This window comes from Paraliobacillus sp. JSM ZJ581 (assembly GCF_044383835.1).
GTDB lineage: Bacteria > Bacillota > Bacilli > Bacillales > Amphibacillaceae > Paraliobacillus.
In genome coordinates, this window is record NZ_JBISEP010000011.1 from 62286 (window position 1) to 83138 (window position 20853).

General features: G+C 34.5%; 21 protein-coding genes. 3 read left to right on the forward strand and 18 right to left on the reverse strand.

Going from position 1 to position 20853, the window contains the following annotated elements:
- Nucleotides 1-54 precede the first annotated feature (54 nt).
- From ACH6CY_RS08390 to ACH6CY_RS08430, 9 genes are all read right to left on the reverse strand, one after another.
- On the reverse strand, nt 55-582 hold the full coding sequence (locus ACH6CY_RS08390) for a cupin domain-containing protein (RefSeq protein WP_374066884.1): 528 nt from the start codon (nt 580-582) through the stop codon (nt 55-57).
- 331 nt (nt 583-913) lie between these two features.
- Nucleotides 914-1867 carry a carbamate kinase gene (gene arcC, locus ACH6CY_RS08395; RefSeq protein WP_374066885.1) on the reverse strand — a complete coding sequence of 318 codons (954 nt, stop codon included), beginning with the start codon at nt 1865-1867 and terminating at the stop codon, nt 914-916.
- Nucleotides 1860-3290 carry a YlbE family protein gene (locus ACH6CY_RS08400; RefSeq protein WP_374066886.1) on the reverse strand — a complete coding sequence of 477 codons (1431 nt, stop codon included), beginning with the start codon at nt 3288-3290 and terminating at the stop codon, nt 1860-1862. The genes arcC and ACH6CY_RS08400 overlap by 8 nt, the downstream gene beginning before the upstream one ends.
- Nucleotides 3291-4844 (reverse strand): acyl-CoA synthetase FdrA, encoded by a 1554-nt coding sequence (gene fdrA, locus ACH6CY_RS08405; protein ID WP_374066887.1) that lies wholly within the window; start codon nt 4842-4844, stop codon nt 3291-3293.
- Nucleotide 4845: 1 nt separating this feature from the next.
- Nucleotides 4846-5751: an oxamate carbamoyltransferase subunit AllH family protein gene (locus ACH6CY_RS08410; protein WP_374066888.1), complete on the reverse strand. Its 906-nt coding sequence runs from the start codon at nt 5749-5751 to the stop codon at nt 4846-4848.
- Nucleotides 5752-5764: 13 nt separating this feature from the next.
- Nucleotides 5765-7300: a xanthine permease gene (locus tag ACH6CY_RS08415; protein ID WP_374066889.1), complete on the reverse strand. Its 1536-nt coding sequence runs from the start codon at nt 7298-7300 to the stop codon at nt 5765-5767.
- 12 nt (nt 7301-7312) lie between these two features.
- The gene (locus ACH6CY_RS08420; RefSeq protein WP_374066891.1) at nt 7313-7975 is read right to left on the reverse strand and encodes a cysteine hydrolase family protein; all 663 of its coding nucleotides are present in this window, start codon (nt 7973-7975) and stop codon (nt 7313-7315) included.
- A 3-nt stretch (nt 7976-7978) separates the two neighbouring features.
- The gene (locus tag ACH6CY_RS08425) at nt 7979-9502 is read right to left on the reverse strand and encodes a xanthine permease (protein WP_374066892.1); all 1524 of its coding nucleotides are present in this window, start codon (nt 9500-9502) and stop codon (nt 7979-7981) included.
- Nucleotides 9503-9783: 281 nt separating this feature from the next.
- A complete protein-coding gene (locus ACH6CY_RS08430; RefSeq protein WP_374066893.1) occupies nt 9784-11424 on the reverse strand; it encodes a PucR family transcriptional regulator in 1641 nt (546 codons plus the stop codon).
- Between the two features lie 163 nt (nt 11425-11587).
- Between ACH6CY_RS08430 and upp the strand changes: the two genes are divergently transcribed.
- Entirely contained in the window at nt 11588-12217 is a 630-nt protein-coding gene (gene upp / locus ACH6CY_RS08435) for a uracil phosphoribosyltransferase (RefSeq protein WP_374066894.1), read from the forward strand.
- A gap of 108 nt (nt 12218-12325) precedes the next feature.
- Here the strand turns inward: upp and ACH6CY_RS08440 are convergent, their stop codons facing one another.
- The 7 genes from ACH6CY_RS08440 to ACH6CY_RS08470 form a co-directional block, all read right to left on the reverse strand.
- A complete protein-coding gene (locus tag ACH6CY_RS08440; RefSeq protein ID WP_374066895.1) occupies nt 12326-12700 on the reverse strand; it encodes a YbaN family protein in 375 nt (124 codons plus the stop codon).
- A 146-nt stretch (nt 12701-12846) separates the two neighbouring features.
- Entirely contained in the window at nt 12847-13137 is a 291-nt protein-coding gene (locus ACH6CY_RS08445) for an SHOCT domain-containing protein (protein ID WP_374066896.1), read from the reverse strand.
- 291 nt (nt 13138-13428) lie between these two features.
- Nucleotides 13429-13929: a hypothetical protein gene (locus ACH6CY_RS08450; RefSeq protein ID WP_374066897.1), complete on the reverse strand. Its 501-nt coding sequence runs from the start codon at nt 13927-13929 to the stop codon at nt 13429-13431.
- A gap of 48 nt (nt 13930-13977) precedes the next feature.
- Nucleotides 13978-14220 carry an SHOCT domain-containing protein gene (locus ACH6CY_RS08455; protein ID WP_374066898.1) on the reverse strand — a complete coding sequence of 81 codons (243 nt, stop codon included), beginning with the start codon at nt 14218-14220 and terminating at the stop codon, nt 13978-13980.
- A 138-nt stretch (nt 14221-14358) separates the two neighbouring features.
- Nucleotides 14359-14976 (reverse strand): class I SAM-dependent methyltransferase, encoded by a 618-nt coding sequence (locus tag ACH6CY_RS08460; protein WP_374066899.1) that lies wholly within the window; start codon nt 14974-14976, stop codon nt 14359-14361.
- 33 nt (nt 14977-15009) lie between these two features.
- On the reverse strand, nt 15010-16383 hold the full coding sequence (locus tag ACH6CY_RS08465) for a sensor histidine kinase (RefSeq protein WP_374066900.1): 1374 nt from the start codon (nt 16381-16383) through the stop codon (nt 15010-15012).
- Nucleotides 16367-17074, reverse strand: coding sequence for a response regulator transcription factor (locus tag ACH6CY_RS08470; RefSeq protein WP_374066901.1), 708 nt, complete (start codon nt 17072-17074; stop codon nt 16367-16369). Before ACH6CY_RS08470 ends, ACH6CY_RS08465 begins: the two co-directional genes overlap by 17 nt.
- A gap of 137 nt (nt 17075-17211) precedes the next feature.
- Between ACH6CY_RS08470 and ACH6CY_RS08475 the strand changes: the two genes are divergently transcribed.
- Nucleotides 17212-17409 (forward strand): hypothetical protein, encoded by a 198-nt coding sequence (locus ACH6CY_RS08475; RefSeq protein ID WP_374066902.1) that lies wholly within the window; start codon nt 17212-17214, stop codon nt 17407-17409.
- Nucleotides 17410-17828: 419 nt separating this feature from the next.
- Nucleotides 17829-18374, forward strand: a complete 546-nt coding sequence (locus ACH6CY_RS08480) for a YdhK family protein (protein ID WP_374066906.1) — start codon at nt 17829-17831, stop codon at nt 18372-18374.
- A 177-nt stretch (nt 18375-18551) separates the two neighbouring features.
- Here the strand turns inward: ACH6CY_RS08480 and ACH6CY_RS08485 are convergent, their stop codons facing one another.
- Together ACH6CY_RS08485 and ACH6CY_RS08490 are read right to left on the reverse strand one after the other, a co-directional pair.
- Complete coding sequence (locus ACH6CY_RS08485; RefSeq protein WP_374066903.1) at nt 18552-19649, reverse strand: LuxR C-terminal-related transcriptional regulator; 1098 nt, start codon at nt 19647-19649, stop codon at nt 18552-18554.
- A gap of 127 nt (nt 19650-19776) precedes the next feature.
- Nucleotides 19777-20550 (reverse strand): SDR family NAD(P)-dependent oxidoreductase, encoded by a 774-nt coding sequence (locus ACH6CY_RS08490; protein WP_374066904.1) that lies wholly within the window; start codon nt 20548-20550, stop codon nt 19777-19779.
- Between the last annotated feature and the right edge of the window lie 303 nt (nt 20551-20853).

A 20853-nucleotide genomic window follows, 5' to 3' on the forward strand; every position in this document is an offset into this window, starting at 1 on the left:
TTCACATATAAAAAGGAAGCAATATATCTGCTCCCTTTTCACAACGATTAACTATTAATTTTTTTCTTCACTCATGGCAACTTGTTTTGTTTGGTGCACGGTATTAAACGGATGCTCAGGTGGTGCATAAATCGAATAAAGCTTCAGCGGACAATTACCTACATTAACTAGGTTATGCCATGCACCTGCTGGAATCATGATCGCATCGTCATCTGTTACATAACGGCTGAAATCCAACTGTTTTGGCCCCTTCCCTATTAACACAAGCCCCTGACCTTCTTCTATTCGTAAAAATTGATCTGTATTTGGGTGTGTTTCTAAACCAATGTCTTGCCCTACTCCAATACACATTAACGTAACTTGCAAGTGCGTCCCCGTCCATATCGCAGTACGATAAGTGACATTCCTTTTTGTAGCTTTTTCTATATTCACAACATAGGGACGCCCACCATAATCCTGCCCTATTGATCCCATTGTATAAGAATTAGATTGCTTATGAAAATCGTTCCAATTGATATAATTATCGTAAGGATTGATTGTAGGCACCCACTGGGATTGTTGATAAACCGGGTGATAATACACGCTTTTTTCCTCCTCTTTTCAATATTTCTATTTATCTTATGCAAATGCCTAACTAAATGGAAACAGAAAAAGCAGGAATGGGCTTCATGCATACCATGTTTTTTTCTAACTAGAGCTCATATATTTATACAACTTAATACATATTACTACTTTTTGTATATGACGCTTCGACAGAGATACATCGAACGAAAAAATGGGCTTTATTTTCGAGGAGTGTCTATTTTCACAGCCAAATTTTCAACTTGAATTAAATTGACGAACCTTAATTCTTTTAGAATTAAGGTTCGTCTTTTAGTAACCATCATTTAGTCATATCCAAAATTTTTTACTCTTATATTACTTCTGCATTGCTTTCACGGTAAATAACCGTGCCTGTTTTCCCAAGTATTGCATCTTTTGCTCGTTCTAAGGAAGAAATAATCGCTTTACGCCCTTTCTTAGATTCAACAAATTTAAGCGCTGCTTCTACTTTAGGTAACATACTCCCTGGAGGAAACTGCCCTTCAGCAATATATTGTCGTGCTTCTTCAATAGAAATAGAATCTAATGCTTGTTGACTTGGTGTGCCAAAATTAATCGCCACTTGATCAACAGCTGTTAAAATAAACAAAAAATCTACTTCTAATGCTTCGGCAAGACATTCGCTGGCAAAATCTTTATCGATTACAGCTTCAATCCCTATTAATCGATCATTATCTCTGATCACAGGAATACCACCACCTCCAGCACCAATAACAATGTGACCAGAATCTACTAAATCTTTCATCACATCTTTCTCAACTACTTCTATAGGTGTTGGGGATGGAATAACTTTTCGATAACCTCGTCCAGCGTCTTCAATATACGTGTCACCTGTTTCATCCATCAATCGCTCAGCTTCTTCTTTTGAATAAAATGGCCCAATGGGTTTGGTTGGATTTTTAAAAGCTGGATCTTTCGGATCGACGACCACTTGACTTACAATAGATGCTACAGATTTAACCATTCCACGATTCGCAAGCTCTTCCCGTAAGGCATTTTGCATATGAAAACCTATATACCCTTGACTCATCGCTCCTGATTCAGCAAAAGGCATTATCGTATCTTCACCTTTTTCTTCTGCATATTTTCTAAAAGCTAAATTTATTGCACCTACTTGTGGGCCATTACCATGTGAAATAATTACATCATGTCCTTGTTCAATCATATCCACAATTGGCTTTGCAGCGTTTCGTACTAATTCTCGCTGCTCTATTGCATTATTTCCTAATGCATTGCCACCTAATGCAATTAGTATTTTACTCATGATGTTCACCTCGATATTGTTCTGCGAATGCAAGAAGTGCTTTCTCAAAACATCCAATTGGCGGGTGTACAATACCTGCACCTACTTGTCCAACACCTGCTTCTTTATGTGCCATACCTGTATTAATAACAGGTAGAACATTCGTATCAATCACCTTTCTGATGTCAATACCATACGCTCCGCCACGGAAGTTCAATGTAGGAATAGAATAGTTTGTGTTCTCACCAACTGTAATATCATACATTTGTTCACTGTATGCAATAGCATCTTCTACTTGACCACCAACAAATTGCACAATAGCTGGTGAACCGCCCATAGCAAAACCACCAATACCCATTGTTTCCGTAATTGTACTGTCTCCTAAATCTGGTGCGGCATCATTTTCTGTGTACCCAGGAAAAAATAATCCTTTAACGAAATTGGCTGGTGCAGTAAACCACATTTTTTCACCAAGACCACTTACACGTATTCCAAAATCAACGCCATTTCGACTCATTGTTGTAACCACTGTTGAATAAGGAATGCCATGGGCTGCATCTAAAGCAGATTTGCAAGCTGGCATGGACAAGTTAAGGAAATAATGTTCATTTTCTTTAATGAAACGAATTACTTCTCGCAAGTCCTCTTGAGCCACATTTGTCTGTAAAAAGTAATCAATAATCTCTCGATAAAAAAGACTAGTTGAAGCTTTATTTCGATTATGGCACTCATCACCCATGTGTAATGCTTGTGAAGTGATTGATTTTAGATCGATTCCATCAGCTAATGCAAGTGCATTTTTCAATGCTGGTGCAAATATCGTTTCAATCCATTTTAATCGATCTAATACTTCTTTTGAGTTTGCACCAAAGCGAAGTACTTTACCTAATCCTTCATTCACCGTACAATATGCTCGATTTCCATGTACTCGATTTTCAATAACATGTACAGGCATAGAAGGAGATATAATACCAGCCATTGGTCCAACAGCAGCATGTTCATTTGCAGGTGCAAATTCTATTTCACCAGATGATGCTAGCTTATCTGCTTCAGCTTCATCATTTGCTAATCCTTCATATATTAAAGCACCAATAATAGCACCTTTTGCAGGTCCACACATACGATCCCAAGTGATTGGTGGTCCAGAATGAAGGATTTTTTTGGAGTGCATGTTAGGAATAACATTTACTGCTTGATCAATGTCAACTAAAAATGGGTGTGCATCTTTCATACGTTTAATAGCTTCTTGGTTTGCTTTCTCTACTTTTTCATTATCTTGTAGATCATCAAGCGCTTTAATTAATTGAACATTTCCACTAGCAGGTGGTCTCCAATCTAATTGAACTGACTCTACATTTTGCAAATCCAAATCTTCTTTAAATTTCGATGTTCCTATATTTATAACTCTAAGTGGTTGATTAAAAATTTCTCCTATTTGACTCATCTACATAACCTCCTTTTTCGCAATCATACACGCAAGCCTACTTGCCATTTCGTTTGAACTTGCAACGAAAATACCTGCATCTTTCAATTTTTCCGCTTGGCTTTGATATCCTTGCTTGTCTGTAAAGGTCCCGCAGATATATGCAATAACTGATAAGTGTCTACCTGCATCTTTTGCTATCTTTATTGCCTCTTTAATAGTATCTATAGATTCTCCTACAGCGTCTTCATGCGAGCCATAACCTATCTCAAAATCTAGCAGTAGTACCGCTGTTTCTTGATCTTTCGCCTCCTGTAATATACGATCATTTCTTAATGAAGGCTCAATCATAGGATGTGGTTTTCCTTTTGTAAAATCATCATCACCCATATCAAGTAAGCTATGTCCTTCACTAATGGAAATATCTGTAAGTTTTTCTTCTTCGTTTTTAGCTACATTACTTTTTACTTTTTCACCCATTGAACGAATAATAGAGAGAGCTTCTGAAGTTAACGTTCCACCACAGAATAGTCCTCTAACATAACGTTGGTCTTTAGCTAATTTTCTTCTTTCATTGTTCACCCATGAAATGCTTTCTTGATCTAACTTTGCGGTTACATCTGCCTCTGGATTTAGTACTTTAACTGACTGACGGGCAGTTTCAATTAATGTTGATGCAAAGATTGCCCCTACTGATTCCACAGCTTCACGATCACCATCAAGAAAACCAACTACAACCGGTTTAGAAATATGTTTGATTTCTTTCAATATTTTATCTTGTACCACTTTTGATGGTGGTTTTGAAATTAATGTAATTACTTTTGTTTTCTCATCTTCATCAAGGGCTTTTAAACCTTCTATCATCATGATACCGCCTATATCTTCATGCAAATCACGACCACCAGTCCCAATTGCTTGGGTAATACCATAGCCCATGCGATCAATTTGGACTGCCACTTCTTGTAATCCAGTACCTGATGCAGCGACTAAACCAATACCTCCTTGTTCAACTTTGTTTGCAAAGCATAGCCCAACATGGTTAATAATTGCAGTGCCGCAGTCTGGTCCCATCACAAACAATCCTTTTTCACGCCCAAGCTCTTTTAAGCTTTTTTCATCTTCAATGGATACATTGTCACTAAATAACATGACGTGTAGTCCATTTTTTAAAGCTTGACGTGCTTCTCTTGCAGCATATTCACCTGGCACAGAAATAATTGCCATATTCGCATCTGGAACAGCATTCAGAGCACCATTTAATGTTTTAACTGGGTCATTTCCATTTTTGGATTTTTTCTGTTTCTTTGCATTTAATGCTTCATCAATATATACAAAAGTTTCTTCTACTACATCATCTGACTTTGCTTTAACAGCAATAATTAAATCATTTTCTGTAGCTTCCGCAGCTTCATCTGTCATAAGTCCAATATTTTCTAATAAATCTTTGTTCATCTGTGTTGCCATAGACACAACGGCTTCTTCTACGCCTTCTTTATTTAAAAGCTTACCTGATAACGACATTAAGGTAACTGAATCATGATAAGCATTTTTCTCAATGATAACTTTCGATGCCATTTTAATCCCCTCCTAATATATACCTATCTCTGAGCACTCGATAACCAGTAACAACACCAACTAACATGTCTGTCCCTGATGTAGAACCAATATTTAATACGATATCCATATCTTTTTCACTTACGTTGTCAGCTTTTATTACTATTTGGTTTAACCCCTCATTCGTCATCCCTTCTAAACAATGCTTTAACATATAGTAACTAACCAACGTTGTTCTTCCTTTAATAAAGGTTAACCATGCTTGTTTTTCGTTTATATTTTTATTTATTGAATGTCCACCATAAGCATGTAAAACAGTCAATAAACCGGTGAGAAAGTCATCACCTGAAGGAGTTAAACCAATACCTAAGCCAATAAAGTGTTTTAATTGCTTACTATTATATGATTGTTTAAATAAAATCAAACGATCCAATAGTGCACGTTGATGCACCGTAAGTTTAATTTCTAAATCTTCTTCTCTTGGATTAAATACATGTTGATAAGCATGTAAAACGCCTGCTTTTTCTCCTTTTTTATCCAAAAAGATATCTATCTTATGAATTATTTTCTCTAATTTGTTTAAAGAGCAGGAGAGCTCTTTTATCTTGGCTCTCCTGCTTATTGCTTTTTCAAAATCAATCATGAGTTCTCCAATTAACAACCGATGATATCCTATTAAAAATACCTTTTTACTCTGTTTTATAGATAAACCCCATGATTTAAAATTTACATCATCTGTTGTTTTCATCATATCCGGTGACTGTATAATATTTTTTGATGCCACTGTAATGAATCGATCTGCTGTTTTATTGTGAATATTAATCACTCGATCGTATACACTATGAACTTCCCCAACTATTTCCCCTTTTTTTATAGAGGATAAATAATGTTTTAATTCATGGTCAATTTGATCGACATATAAATACATCTAAATCCCTTCTCTAACTATTGGGTAATTGATTTTTTTCATCTGGATGTTCATAGAAATGGAACACTAATAATCCAATTGCCATTGCAACATATCCTAATGCAGCATTAGCACCTGTACCCAGCCCTATCTCACCGGCATGTATAAACCCAAAGTAGGAAAGAGCCGCTGTGATCAAACTATACAGAGCTGCCACTTTAAATTTCTTATCTATTAGATAAATAACTATCGTAATTAACATCATAGAAACCAATATATCTGAGGAGCCTAATGTACCCCAACCCTCATAATACACACCATTATTCTGCAACACATTGAATCCAACTTCAGATGCACTCGTTCCTGCTGCTGTTAAAGCATTATCCACTTGCATGATAATATAGCTTGCTATGAAAGGCATTAGCCCTAATATCATCGCCGGCATGTGTTTTGGATCCGCCGTTGAATAAGCTTGCGTACCAATAGTCATAGCAATGTAAACTAAAATTGGTAGTAATGCTACTAACGGCACAATAGACATAACAAGCGGTAACAAACCAACAAATGCAATTGCAATAATTCCAACACCTGTTGCTAATGAATAACCAACACGAGCTCCAGCTTTCTTCCAACCTGGATGTCCAATGTAGATAATTGTTGGGTAAACACTTCCTAATCCTGCACCGACTAAAGTTAATAATCCTGGCACAAGCAAGCTTAGTCTTGTTGGATATTTATCTCCACCTACTTCTGCACTTTCAATGTTATCTAAACTTTCTAAGAAATCATAAATTGCTAAAGGAATAGCTGCTGCTAAAAATGGTGATAAATAAGCAAATCCTTCAACTAAATGACCAATTGCTAGTGTTGGCAAAGAAATAGAAAATCCACTAGCTGCTTCTTTTACGGCAACAAAGTCCATATATCCAGTAACCCAAGCAAGTGTCATACCAATAACAATTGCTAGTAAACCTGCTGGAATATTTCCCGGTAATTTTTTATGTGCAATCCAGCCACCTAATACAATCACTAAGGTTAATAAACCAATATATGGCGTACTAAAGATTTCCCCCATTGGGTTCATTGCAATAAACGTTAATGCAATTCCTGCCAATGACCCTAAAAGTGCTGCTCGTGGAATATATTTTTGAATATATGGTCCTACTAGTGCTCCTAAGGTCATGACCACTCCCTGAACAAGATTCCATGCAATACCAGTTGACCAAGCGATTACCCAATCTTGTGTTTGTGCATAGACAGGTAACATGACACCGAATGCTACAATGAAATAGTGTGGCACACTTAATCCGTAAGGTAGGGCAGTCATACTATCTTTACCAAGTTCAAGCGATTTCTTTCTTGCCTGTATAGCAAAGATAATTCCTCCTAAGCCAATTGCAACGGCTGTTCCTGGTACGATATTGCCATAAATAATATCTCCTGGCATATTAATTGCAGCCAATAAGCCAATAGCAGCTAAGAAGTTTGTTAAGACGTTACTAAATAAGCCAAAAAAACCATTAACGTCACCTTTAACAAACCACGGTGTTCCTTGTGTCTTTGTCGTCATGTCAATTCCTCCTTATTGTAAAACCTCTAGTACATTAGTAGATGGAGTAGTCCATCCAAAAATACCACCTTGTTGATTGATCATACGGATAGAATCTTCATGATCCTTTTCATCAAATGCGGCACAACAATCTTCTAACATTAAACATTCATATCCACGATCATTCGCTTCACGAATCGTTGTTTGAACACAAACATGTGTAGTTACTCCTGCAACAATTAATGTTTCAATATCTTTATTATTTAAAATGATGTCTAAATCTGTTTGATAAAATGCACCTTTTCCAGGTTTATCAAGAACAACTTCTCCTTTTATTGGTTGTAATTCATCTACAATATCGTGACCATATTCACCACGAACTAAAATCCTTCCCATTGGTCCTTGCTCACCAATATTTCCTCCACGTCTTTGTTTGCTTGGTGGTACATCTGAAAGATCTGGACGATGTCCTTCACGTGTGTGAATAACCAGCATATCTTTCTCTCGTGCTGTTTCTAACATTTTTTTCACGTTTGGAATAATAGCATTTGTAGTGGACACATCGTTTCCTAACTGCTCACCAAAACCACCAGGATATAAAAAATCTCGTTGCATATCAATGATTACCAATGCTGTTTTATTCAAATCAAATTCAAAATTATAAGGTTTTGCTTTTACCGAAAATTGTTTTTTCATTTTTTACTCCTCCATTACTCTTTTTTTATTTTTAAAATAGATACTAAGTAAAATAAGACTAACTATCGTATAACTTATTGCCATTTCATACCCTACACCAAATCCTACTGTTTCATAATGAATAACACCAAAGAATGATAGTATTATCCCTACTATTGCGACAATTGCTGCAAAATTAAACTTCTGATCAATAATAAATACTAAAATGCTAGACCAAATCAACCCTATAACGATCGCACCTGAACCTAAAGCAACTAAACCACTAAATTCTAAACCAGCTTCAGCAATAGCCTCATAACCTACTGTCGCCGCATCCGTTTCTGCAGCCGTTAAAGCGTTACCAATAATATTTCTTCCCCAATCAGCTAACCAAGGAATTAGTGCTAAAATAACAGCTGGGGCATATTTAGCTTCTACTTGTTGAAAAGCTTGTGCACCAATAACTAAACCAACATAAATTAGAATTGGTAATATAGCTTCTAACGGTATAACAGTTAATAAAAAGGAGATAAGTCCTAGCCATGTAATCAATAAAATGGCAACTCCTGTTAACCATGTATAGCCAATTCTTGCTCCAGTCTCTTTCCACCCAGCATGTCCAATAAAAACAGCAGTAGGAAACGGACTGCCAAATAGACTGGCTAATATACTTGTCGATCCGTCAGCAACCATTGCAACTGTCGTATGATAGGAATCTCCAGCCACTTCAGCACCTTCAATATTGTCAATGGTTTCGAACATGTTATAAATGCCTAGTGGTATAGCTGATATGATGAATGGAGCAGCTTCAGAGAAACCATTTACAATCCTTTCAACTGAAAATGTAGGGAATGCTATTTGAATCTCACTTGCAGCAGTGATCATTGTTGATACGTCCATATAGCCCGTTATCCATCCAATACCTGTTCCAATGATGATTGCTACTAAACCAACTGGCAATCTAAATGGAAACGTCACTTTACCAAACCAACCTAATAAAATAATTATTAATGAAACAAATCCAATATAAGACAAATCAAACGTTTCCATTGCAGGAGTCATCGCGATAAATGTGATTGACGCACCTGCAAGTGAACCTAGCATAGCCGCACGTGGCAAAGCCTTTCTTATTTTCGGTCCAATAACAGAGCCTAGTAACTCAATCATTCCTTCGATCATTCCCCACGCTAAACCAGCAAACCAAGCAATGTACGGGTCTCCTGTCTCTCTAAAAACAGGTCCCATAATTAGGTAAACAATTAAAAACATGTGAGGGACACTTGTTCCTGAAGGTAATGCAGTAACAGTGTTTCTCTGTTCTTTTACTGCTAATCGATAAGCCATCCAGCTATAGATCATGCTACTAGCAAAAATAGATAAGCCAACAGCTGGTAAAATAGAGCCAAATGTAATATCAACGGGAATTCCTACACCTATTAACAATCCTGCCATTACAAGTAGATTCGTTAGGTTATTGGTGAACAATCCAAAAAAACCATCAATATCTGATCTTTGCCATAACTTTATCTTTTTATTAAACGCTTTCATTTCCTCCCTCCTTGTATATGATATTATAAATATGGTCGGAGTTTATTTCTTCTCCTATCATTGCAATTTGATTATATCAAGTTAACAAACAACAAACATTGTTACTTATAAACAAAAAAAAATATCTTTTTTGTCACATTATGATGGTTTAAAAAACAATTGGTATTTGTGAATCACTTTTTTATCGCAAGTAAAAAAATAACCCGTTAGAAAACGGATTATTTTTCTTATCATAATAGAGTTTGATACCTTTCCACAAAAAACAGTGGTATAGTGCATATTTAAATATATAAATATTGATATAATTTACATGCTACAGCTATTTCAGTAAAAGCATGACCATCATCTAACGATAATCCTAGTTCTTTTAGTTTATTCACACGATAACGCAAGGAATTGTAATGAATATACATTTCATTTGCCGTTTGTTGAAGGTTTCCCTTATGTTTGACTAAGTAAAAAAGTGTTCCTAATAAATCAATGTCACGTTGTTGGTCATATTCAATAACCACGCCAATCGTATCATTCACATATTCTTTTAGACTATCTTGATTATCAACTAAATGAAATAGCTTATACAAGCCTAAATCTTTATAAAATTGTAGAAAAGAGCCTGATCGTTGTGTCGAATTATAGATGTGATGGACAAGCAAAGCACTTTCATAAGAAGCTTTTACTTGATTCACCTGATAGATAGGGTCAGAAATACTTATGCCTATTTCACCATAATCTTTAAGCGCAGAAATGATTTCACTTCCTGCTCTCCGTAATCTCTCAGTCAACCTTGTTTCAAATGCCAAACTTATAAAGCACAATAGCTCATCATTGTAATAAATCACTTTACAATTTTGAATTGGCACCCCAAAAATACTAGATATAATTCTAGGTATCCATTCTGAATCTAAAATTTTGTAATAGGTAGAAAGACGTCTACTACTGTCTTTAATATTTGATTTTATAAGCATAATGACATTCGGAAAATTAAAGCTCCACCGAAAAACTTTTGCTTTCTCTATAATTTCTGCTTGAGATTGATACCGATCGTTCATTATGTCACGAACAAAGCTATCTAAATAGTTCCTTTCTTTTTCTATTATCGTTTGCTCTGTTTGTAGTAAAAATGCTAACAAGATAATTGCTTGTTCAATAATAATTTCTATGCGCTTCGTTGTCTCTTTTTTCTCTTCAAATAAAACAACTAAATAACCCAAATGCTTTCTACCTGCCGAAATAGACTGAATAAACATTTGATTTGTTTGGTATATCTTTTCATCGATTTTCAAGATATCGCTTGTTCTTTCTTCTACATGAAAAGCATCTATCACACGATAAAATCTCTCTTTGTTAATATTAATTGAATCGTGGTTTAGTGTCATAGAAGAAGCAACAACATTTAAACTATTATCAAAAATAACAATAGATCCTCCAGTTATTTCTGATACATATGCAACAAATCTTTCCATGTTTGCACCTTGTAAAAGTAATGTATGTAACTGGTGTGAAATGTCCTCTCGAAATTCAAGCATATTTGTTTTCATACCAAGTAAAGTCGTTAAAATTTGGTTGGTTAGCGTTGATAAATTTGCATTCTCAGGCAATTTAATGATTGGAAGTTGAAGATCATCAGCTTGTTCTATCATATATTCTGGTACTTCTTTAATATAACGTCCTAGTTTAATTGCTACACCGGCTAAACCTTGTTTTGCTAGTTTAGGGATAAAAGACCTCATGGCTTGCTCATCATTTACTATTGGATATAATGTTGTGAATAATAAACCACCACGATCAATATACGGAAATATATCAGGAACTTCCATAACATAGACGTTTTGGATTTTTCGATTCATTCCTTTATAGCCAGCTATCATTTCTAAATCGGAAAATGCTTCCATATTAAGTACACTCTCAATTGATATAGACATTTTTTTCTCCCTTTTTTATACTTATCTTCATTATTTTCTTTCAATCACTTTCGTTTTCTGTAACCTTTGGCATCGTTACATTATATTATTCAATATATACTTGTTATTTAATATTTTCTAATGTAGCATATACTATTAGTAAAGAGAAAGAGGAGATATAGAGATGAAAAAAGTACACATTTTCAACCATTCCTTAATCCAACATAAGCTTGGTATTGTCCGTGATAAAAGTACAGGTCCAAAAGATTTTCGTGAGTTAGTCGAGGAAATCTCTAAACTAATGGCATATGAAATTACACTTGATTTACCATTGATGGATGTTGAGATCGAGACACCAGTTTGCTCTACAACGGTTAAGCGCTTAAGTGGTAAAAAATTAGGTGTCATACCAATCATGCGTGCTGGTCTGGGCATGGTCGATGGTATTCTTAGTTTAATACCTGTTGCAAAAGTAGGACATATTGGCTTATATAGAGATCCTGAAACACTAGAAGCTGTAGAATATTATGCTAAGCTACCTGAAGATATTGGAGAGCGAGAGCTTATTGTCGTCGATCCAATGTTAGCTACTGGTGGGTCTGCATCTGCCGCTATTGACGCAATCAAAAAAAGAGGCGCTAAACACATCAAATTTCTTTGCCTCATTGCTGCGCAAGAAGGTATTGATAAAATTCATGAAGATCACCCGGAAATTCCAATCTACACTGGCTCTATCGATGATGGGTTAAATGAAAAGAGCTACATCACACCTGGATTTGGCGATGCTGGTGATCGATTATTTGGCACAAAATAAAAAATGATATGAATGTAAATGAGATTTATCACTTGTATGGATGATAAATCTCATTTCGTATTTCTTTAAAAATTCATTTGTCTTTTTACCATGCCTATAACCATTTCGTTACTTGATTGTACGAATATGAAAAATAAAATAATAATGTTTATAGAAGGCAATTAAAATTAACAAAATCTTCAACCAAACATAATCAACAATGAAGACAGATAAAAGAATCATGGAATCAGCCATAATGTTAATCCAGATCTTTTTTCTAAGTGTAAGCGCCCGCTCTCTTAGAAATGGCTCTACTTCTTTTTGATATAACTTAGTCCCTTTAAACCAAGTATCTAAACGATCAGATCCTCTAAAAAAGCAGATCGATGCTATGATTAAGAAAGGAATGCTAGGTAGCAATGGTAAGATGACTCCTAGAAATCCTATACTCATAAAGATAAATCCAAAAAATATGTAAATAGCCTTTTTCAAAACTTGAAACATATCTATACTCCTTAAACATATATCTATTTACTATCAAGTATAATGAATTTACACAAACAATGCTACTCAACTATTTTATAAAACATTTTCAGATAGTTACCTTGACTTGAAAGGAGCATAGCATCAAACACCTTGTAGCATTTTTTTTATGATTTGATTATTTGTAGTATAGAATGTAATTCCTCTTGTGTAATTTCACCTCGAGCATAGCGTAATTTTACAATTTCTTCTGCCTCATTGACTACAAAATGTTGTTTTTTATTAGTTGAAAAGTTTTTTTGTTTGCGTCTTTTAAATATAACGAACAAAATGACCAATATTAGTATAAACGCAATAAAAATCAGAAAATAGTCAGTAAACATTCGATCGAACCAATTAAATCTTGAATGCATTCCATTATAACCGTGAAATCCTCCATTATTATGAAAGGACCCCATATGCCCGTGACTCATCATGTTCATTCCCTCTTTTCTGTTGATAATAGATGATTGCTATAACAACGCTTTTAATTTATCATATTGTTTCCAAAATAGTTGACAAGTTGTTTACCTGTAATTAATAAGACATTTAAAAATAGTTAATATATTCTATTTGTTGGCTTGCACATTGCTCATTTATTTTTGGAGCTCGCCTTTTTGTTACAATGAAAAAGCAATCATAGATTGTTCAATTTCTACAATCTCTATTCTTGTCTAATAGAAGTTGCTATTAAAAACTATCTACCTTTGTTAGTTATGCATACTACTCATTCCTCTATATTTTTTGTTGGCATTTGTGTTGCGATGCATCCCTCTACTCCAGTCTTCATGATCTTGAGTATAAGAATTTTTATGCACCTCATTCATATATGTGCCCATTTGTTCATCATGGATTTGCTCCTGTTCCCTATCACTTTCCCTACTTTCAAAGGCTTCGGCATTCATCCATTTTTTCATCTTGTCATATGCTCGCGTTTTTTCTTGAAAATGATTTTGTCGATTTAACGGCTTATTTCTATTGTTTACTCTAAAGCTTCTCATATGATCAAAACTCATATTGTTATTTTTCATAAAACTATCCATGTTTTTAAAATCTCCGGTGTGTGCCCAATCAATCATCTCTTCAAAATGAAACGCTTGTCTTTCAAATAGATTAGCTTGGTTTAGATCCTCTTCGCCGGAAAATAAAGATAACCCCACTCCGCTTGAAAAAGCTACCATTGCTGCTAACATTCCGTTAAGTATGTTCATTTCTAAACTGTCTCCTTGTTGTGTTTTATCAATTAAAAATTGTAATTATTACTTAATGTGTTGCTTTATTTGCTCAAATTCTTCAAAGGTTATTTCACCTTTTGCCAGTCTAATTTTAGCAATTTCTAACGCATTTGGTTCCATTTGTTGTTCATTTTTTTTCTGATTAGATGCTTGTTGGCTATTAACTCCTAAATAAATGAGATAGCCTACTAATAAAATGATGACAACCATCATAAATAATCCACCTCCAAGTCCAAACATTCCTGAACCATGTCCTATTCCCATCATCTCTTACCACTCCTTTCATTACTTATATTACTTGCTAATAATGTAGATTTTATGAGTAACTTATGTGAATGTTATGAAGATTTTTTGAGTCATATCTGAAATAAAAATGAGACGAGGGGTTTGTTTCCCCTCATCTCATTATTTATTTGGATTTATTACAATCTTTCTAACAATGCTAGAAAAAAGATACTCTTGCTCTTCTATTACTAGATCTGCTTTCTTAATATTATCCATCGTTCTTCGATTAATGTTTGCTCCCCACATATTTACGGAAATTGGATTTAGTATATCCATAATCTTCCCAACCGCTTCATTGTCACTTCTCATATGTTCTAATAAAATTATTTTCCCACCTGGTTTACATACTCTTCGCATTTCCTTTAATCCTTGAATTGGATCAGGTACCGAGCAATAAACACAAGTAGCTATAACATAATCAAAAGTATTGTCTCGAAAGCCCATTTGTTGCGCATTCGTTTCCATTAATGTAACTGGATAAGGTAGTTTGAGTGTATCTACCTTTTGTTGGGCACGCGTTAGCATTCCAGAACTAAAATCAATACCTGTCAACCGTATATCATTCGGATAGAATGGTAAATTAGACCCCGTACCTACACCGACTTCTAATACATTTCCTGATACATGTTCAAGTAAATCTTTTCGCCAACGTTCCTTGATCATTATATCCATCCAATCGTATACCTTCGACACCCGATCATACCGTTTCTTAATCGTTTCGGTTAATTTTTGATCCATATATACGACATCACTCCTAATATAAAAATCCCCTTACTCAACTGGAAACTGTACACTTACAGTTGTTCCAACACCTAACTCACTCGCTATCTTAATTTTCCCATCATGCGCTTCTACAAGAGCTTTAACAATCGATAACCCAATACCGATTCCTCCTGTTTTACGATCGCGCGATTTATCCCCTCGATAAAACCTTTCATATAAAAATGGTAGATCATCTTTCTTAATTCCTTCTCCTTGATCTTGAACGATAAAAGTAAGTTCACTAGCTGTTCCCTTGAGATAAATAAAAACACTTTTCCCTTCTGGCGTGTATTGCAACGCATTGTTGACTAAATTGGTTAAAATTTGGATGATCTTATCACGATCTCCGAAGAACCAACGTTGATCTTTAGGATAATCAACCTTTAAATTCACTCCTTTCTTCAAAAATAAGGAGCTAAATTGATTATCTATAGATGTTAAAAGTTTTCCTACTTCAATTTTTGTTTTATCTAATCTAATTTGAGGGTTTTCAGCAGCAATTAATTTTTCTAATTCATTAACTAACCGAACTAATCGCATCAGTTCTTCATGGCACTGTCCTAATTTATTGGAATCAGGCTCCCATATACCATCTTGAAAGGCTTCAATATGACTTCTTAACGTAGCAAGCGGTGTCCTAAGTTCATGAGCAAAATTTGCTGTGAATTGCTTACGTAACATTTCTTCTTTTGCTAATGATTCAGCTAATTGATTAAAAGACTCACCTAAAGGGCGCATTTCATCAGTTAATTCATGAACAGGTACTCGACTTCTCCATTGCGATTTTCGTAATCCAGTAACTGCATGAATGATCTTCTTAAGTCCTCCTGTCAATCGATTAGAAAACAATAAACTGAATAATACCGATAATACCACTGTAATAATTACCGCAAGAACAATGTTTCTTTTAATTTCATTTAAAAAAATAAAGTCCTCCCCCGTTAAATTTTCGGGATAAAAAACAACCAATGTTCCAACAGTACGTCCATTGCTACTTAAGGAATAGGTATCAGATTGGTAATCATCTGTCTTATCCGACTTTGAACCGTGCATTCGATTCATCATTCCCATCATAGAATGAGCCGAAGTAGTATCTAATAATAAATTACCATCACTATCATAAAGTTGATAATACAAATCTTCTGTCATTGCATGTCGATGCGTGATATCATCTATTTGGTCATTGATTAATTCACCATTTCTTTCATATTGTGAAAGGGCTATTTGTTTAATTTCTGCTATTTGTTCTTCTCTACTTTTTTTAAGATAATTAGAAAATTGATTTTCCACACCGAAAAAAATAGTAAAACTAGTAATAAAAACGCCACTTAAAGAAACGATTAAGAGATAAATAAATATTCTTGATCTAAAGGTTAGGTTCATCCTTTTCTCCCCCAAACTTATATCCCATTCCAAATACGGTAAGAATAAATTCTGGCCGACGCGTATCTGTCTCGATTTTTTTACGCAAATTTTTTATGTGCGTATCAATGCTTCTCTCGTATCCTTCAAAATAGATATCATCTTCTTGTATTTTTTCAAGTAAATCAGCTCTGCTGTAAACTCTACCAGGATAGCTCGCCATTGTTATTAAAATTTTATATTCATTTGGAGTGAGAGATAGTATCTCAGAATGTAATTTCACTTCTTTTTTAACATGATCAATCATTAGTTTTTGCTCATTAAAACTGAGTTGTTTTGCATTCGTCAGCTGCTGTGTTCTTCTTAACAAAGCTTTCACTCTCACGACTACTTCTCTCGGGCTAAATGGCTTTGTAACATAGTCATCCGCTCCAATAACAATCCCATTAATTAAATCATCCTCAGAAGATTTAGCGGTAAGCATAATAATTGGTACATTACTATCTTTCCTTACTAACCGGCAAACCTCTTCACCCGAAATATCCGGTAACATTAAATCTAACACAATTAAATCTGGTCGATGTTCTTTTACTTGCTTTAGTGCATCAATGCCATTAGAAGCAAAAAACATTTCCCATCCTTCTTTTTCGAAGTAGGCTTCCAACACCTCACGTATTACTTTTTCATCATCAACTACAAGTATTTTAGCCATACAATCACCTCTCATATGCATATTATCACCTTCTATAGAAAAAAAGATAATCTCCACAACTTCTACACAATTTAAACATAGAAACTACATATGTTATCGATAGAATACATGTAAGAAAGAAAGGAGATGGAAACGAAATGAAAAAAATTATAGTAAGTTTATTGGGTGCGATAGTAATTATAGGGGGAGCAGCCACCTATACATTTGCACATTCCAATAACAATTTCAATAATAACGAACGTTTTAATTATGAAGAAATGAGGCCATATATACAAGAAATGCATCCTAATTGGTCAAATCAACAGCAAAGAAAAATGTTTGAACTCTGCCATTAAATTAAGAACGAGTTAGCATACATCTATATATTTAACATTATTAAGAAGTGACTAGACACAGATACAGCTTATGTTCTATATCTTATAGCCCTAAGCCACTTAATTATTTTCAACCAGCTTACATTCGATATATTACGAAAGAACTATTTATTTTCTTCCTCAAAATTGATGTTTATAACAATAATGAATGGGAATATTGAGGAATAAGTATTCTTACTAGGCATGCATGTCTAGAAAACTGCTACATCATTCAGGTGGCAATGTTTCAGCAGCGTATACGTAACTGCCAATTAAAATAAAAAATCTAATGTGCAATAAAAGCAATTCCTACTGGTTTAAGAAACGATAAAATTTATTGTGAAAAATCTACGATAATAGGAGGAAAAACATTGAACAAATTTAAAATTACACTAATTTCTATGGTAAGTATACTAATTTTAGCAGCTTGTGGTGGAGAAAACGATCCAGAAGAAACTACAGAAACTAAACCGCAGAGTGAAGAACAAGCAGACAATGAACATGCTGACATGAACATGACAGGCTCTGGCGATGTTCCAGAAGGATTAGAAGAAGCTGAAAATCCAACATATGAAGTTGGCAGTCAAGCTACCATTGAAAAAGATCATATGGATGGTATGAAGGGTGCTCAAGCAACCATTGTTGGTGCATATGATACTACCGTATATACTGTTTCTTACACGCCAACAACTGGTGGAGAAAGAGTAACAGACCATAAATGGGTGATACATGAAGAATTAAAAGATCTGTCAGAAGAACCTTTAGAACCAGGCGAAGAAGCAACCATTCAAGCAAGTCATATGGAAGGCATGGATGGAGCAACAGCAACGATCGACTCTGCAAAGCAAACCACCGTTTATATGGTTGATTTCACATTGACTACATCTGGAGAAAAAGTGACAAACCATAAGTGGGTAACAGAAGATGAGCTTTCATCTGCTAAATAATTGCAAAGTATAAAAATAGTTTATTAGCGCACAAAGCGTATGAAGTAAAATTGAAGAAATACTTTTACATCTACAGAATGTGAGCCACGGTCAACGAAATGTAATCTAACATTTAAGCTAACTGTGGCTCGATTTGTTTATGGAAAAATCACGCGTGTCTGTTAATGAAAACTTCACTTATTTTATAAACTGTTTTCTTAAGGAAACAGCTACAAGGTGTGTTCGATTTCTCGCCTCCAACTTATACATCAGTTGACTAATATAATCTCGAACAGTATGCTCGCTCAAAAGTAACTCCAATCCTATTTCTTTATTGTCAAACCCTTCACCTAATAAATTCAAAACATCTTTTTCACGCTCTGAAAGTAATAGAGGCTCTCTTGTAAATTCATAGTAACCAATTCTATTTATATAGACACCTAACAACCTTCCAATTTCTTCTAGATATTCTAGCGATTCAGAAGATTGATAACAATCCTCACCAATATTGTCTAATACCATCCACCCAAACATCTCTTCATGTGAATAGACAGGAACAATAACTACCGAAGAAAGCTGGAATGCAGCAATCATATCTTCTTCAAAAAAAAATCGTGGATCTTTAATCAATAAAGCTTTCTTTGAATGATAAGTATGGGTAAATGGTTTTTGTGAGAGTAAAGGTTCTCGAAGTTTTTTTATCTTATTCATTTCTTCTCCAAATACTCCAACGACTTCTCGTGTTTCTGGAATATACGAATAATATGAACTCCTCTTAAAAGAAAATTTTTCTTCAATTTTTTTTAATGTATGGACTATCCCTTGATATCCTTCATGAGTAATTAAAATTTCTAAAATATCAATAAGTGAATCTTTTTTACTTTTTGATTTTTCAGGAACAAATTTTATATTAGAGGTTTTTAGGGTAATGAATATAATTTCAAGTAATATATGTAATTCCTTCTTTATATTATGTTGAACCGAAACATCATCACAAAATGTAGCAATTGCTTTACCTAGAACTTCTTCAATAATTCGTATACCTTCTGTTGTTAAGAAAAAATGATGCCTCTCAAACCATATTTCAAGAACATTTTTTATCATGTCAGCGGGGGGGCTATTGGCTGCTCTATTCAATACTTGAATAAATGATTCAGTCATAAATGAATATATGTCACATTGATCATTTGTAAACGAAGTATTAAAATATATGTAATTCGTAGTGAATTTTTGTATTTCTTTATTATGAAGCTTAATAAATGTAGCAAGCGACTCGATTTTCTGTTCTTCCTTCATTCGTATCACCTTCTTACCTTCAGTATATCTTTATGAAAACATATCTTCAATTAAAGATACTTATGAAAAAAGTCCCTTAAGATTATAAACCTTAAGAGACTTTTGTAATAGATAACTATTTTGAAAACTATTTCGTTAATAAAGGCGCTTTGAAATTAGAATATCCATCATCAACTCTAATACATGATCCGTTGATACTATTGGACTCTTCTGATGCTAAGAAAGCAACTGTATTTGCGATCTCTTCCGGATTTGTCAGTTTACGACGCATTTGTTCTTGCATCACTTGATCCCAAACTCCATAATCCTTATACCCTTGAATCATAGGTGTATCTACACGACCAGGAGCTATAGAAACCACTCGAATACCATGTACCCCCAATTCCATAGCTGCTGATGCTGTCATCATATTAACCGCTGCTTTCGTTGCATTATAAGTAAACGTAAATTCTCCTGGAAGGATCCCAAAAACAGATGCAGTATTAATGATTATTCCTTCAATGTTCAGTTCAATCATCTTTTTCGCTGAAGCAAGGATGCCATAATACACACCATTTTGATTTACCGAAATAACTGGATCATAATCAGAAGACGGGTCATGTTCAAGAAACGGCTTTGGCATACTGATACCTGCATTATTAAACATCACATCGATTCGCCCAAACTTTTCTACCGTTTTTTCAACTAAATCGACTACTTCTTCATATTTCGTAACATTCGTTTGCACAAAATAAGCTTCTCCACCATTTTGTTTCAACACTTCTACTTGTTCTTGTCCTACTTTTTCATTAATATCAGCTACAACTACTTTTGCACCTTCTGCTATAAATTTCTTCGCTGTTTCAAAACCAATACCGCCACTACCCCCAGTGATGACAGCTACTTTATTATTTAATCTCATTTTGCTTTCCCCTTTCTATACTTTCTTAACATAATTATATAGAAAGCGTTTCCAGTATAGTACATACAAACAGACGTATTTATAACGTCTTCCCCCTTTGTTTATAGGGTGATAAACAATCATGAAAAAATCGTGAGCGACATTATTTGCATGCTTCTCATAATTTTTATTGAACATTCCTGAACTTTACAGCTATTCGCGACGCATGATAAAAAATTTAACATAGTCCTGAATTATTCATACTTCCTAATTAAGTCATGTTTGAAATCAAAATCAAATATTTTCTTGTTCCATTGAAAAAGT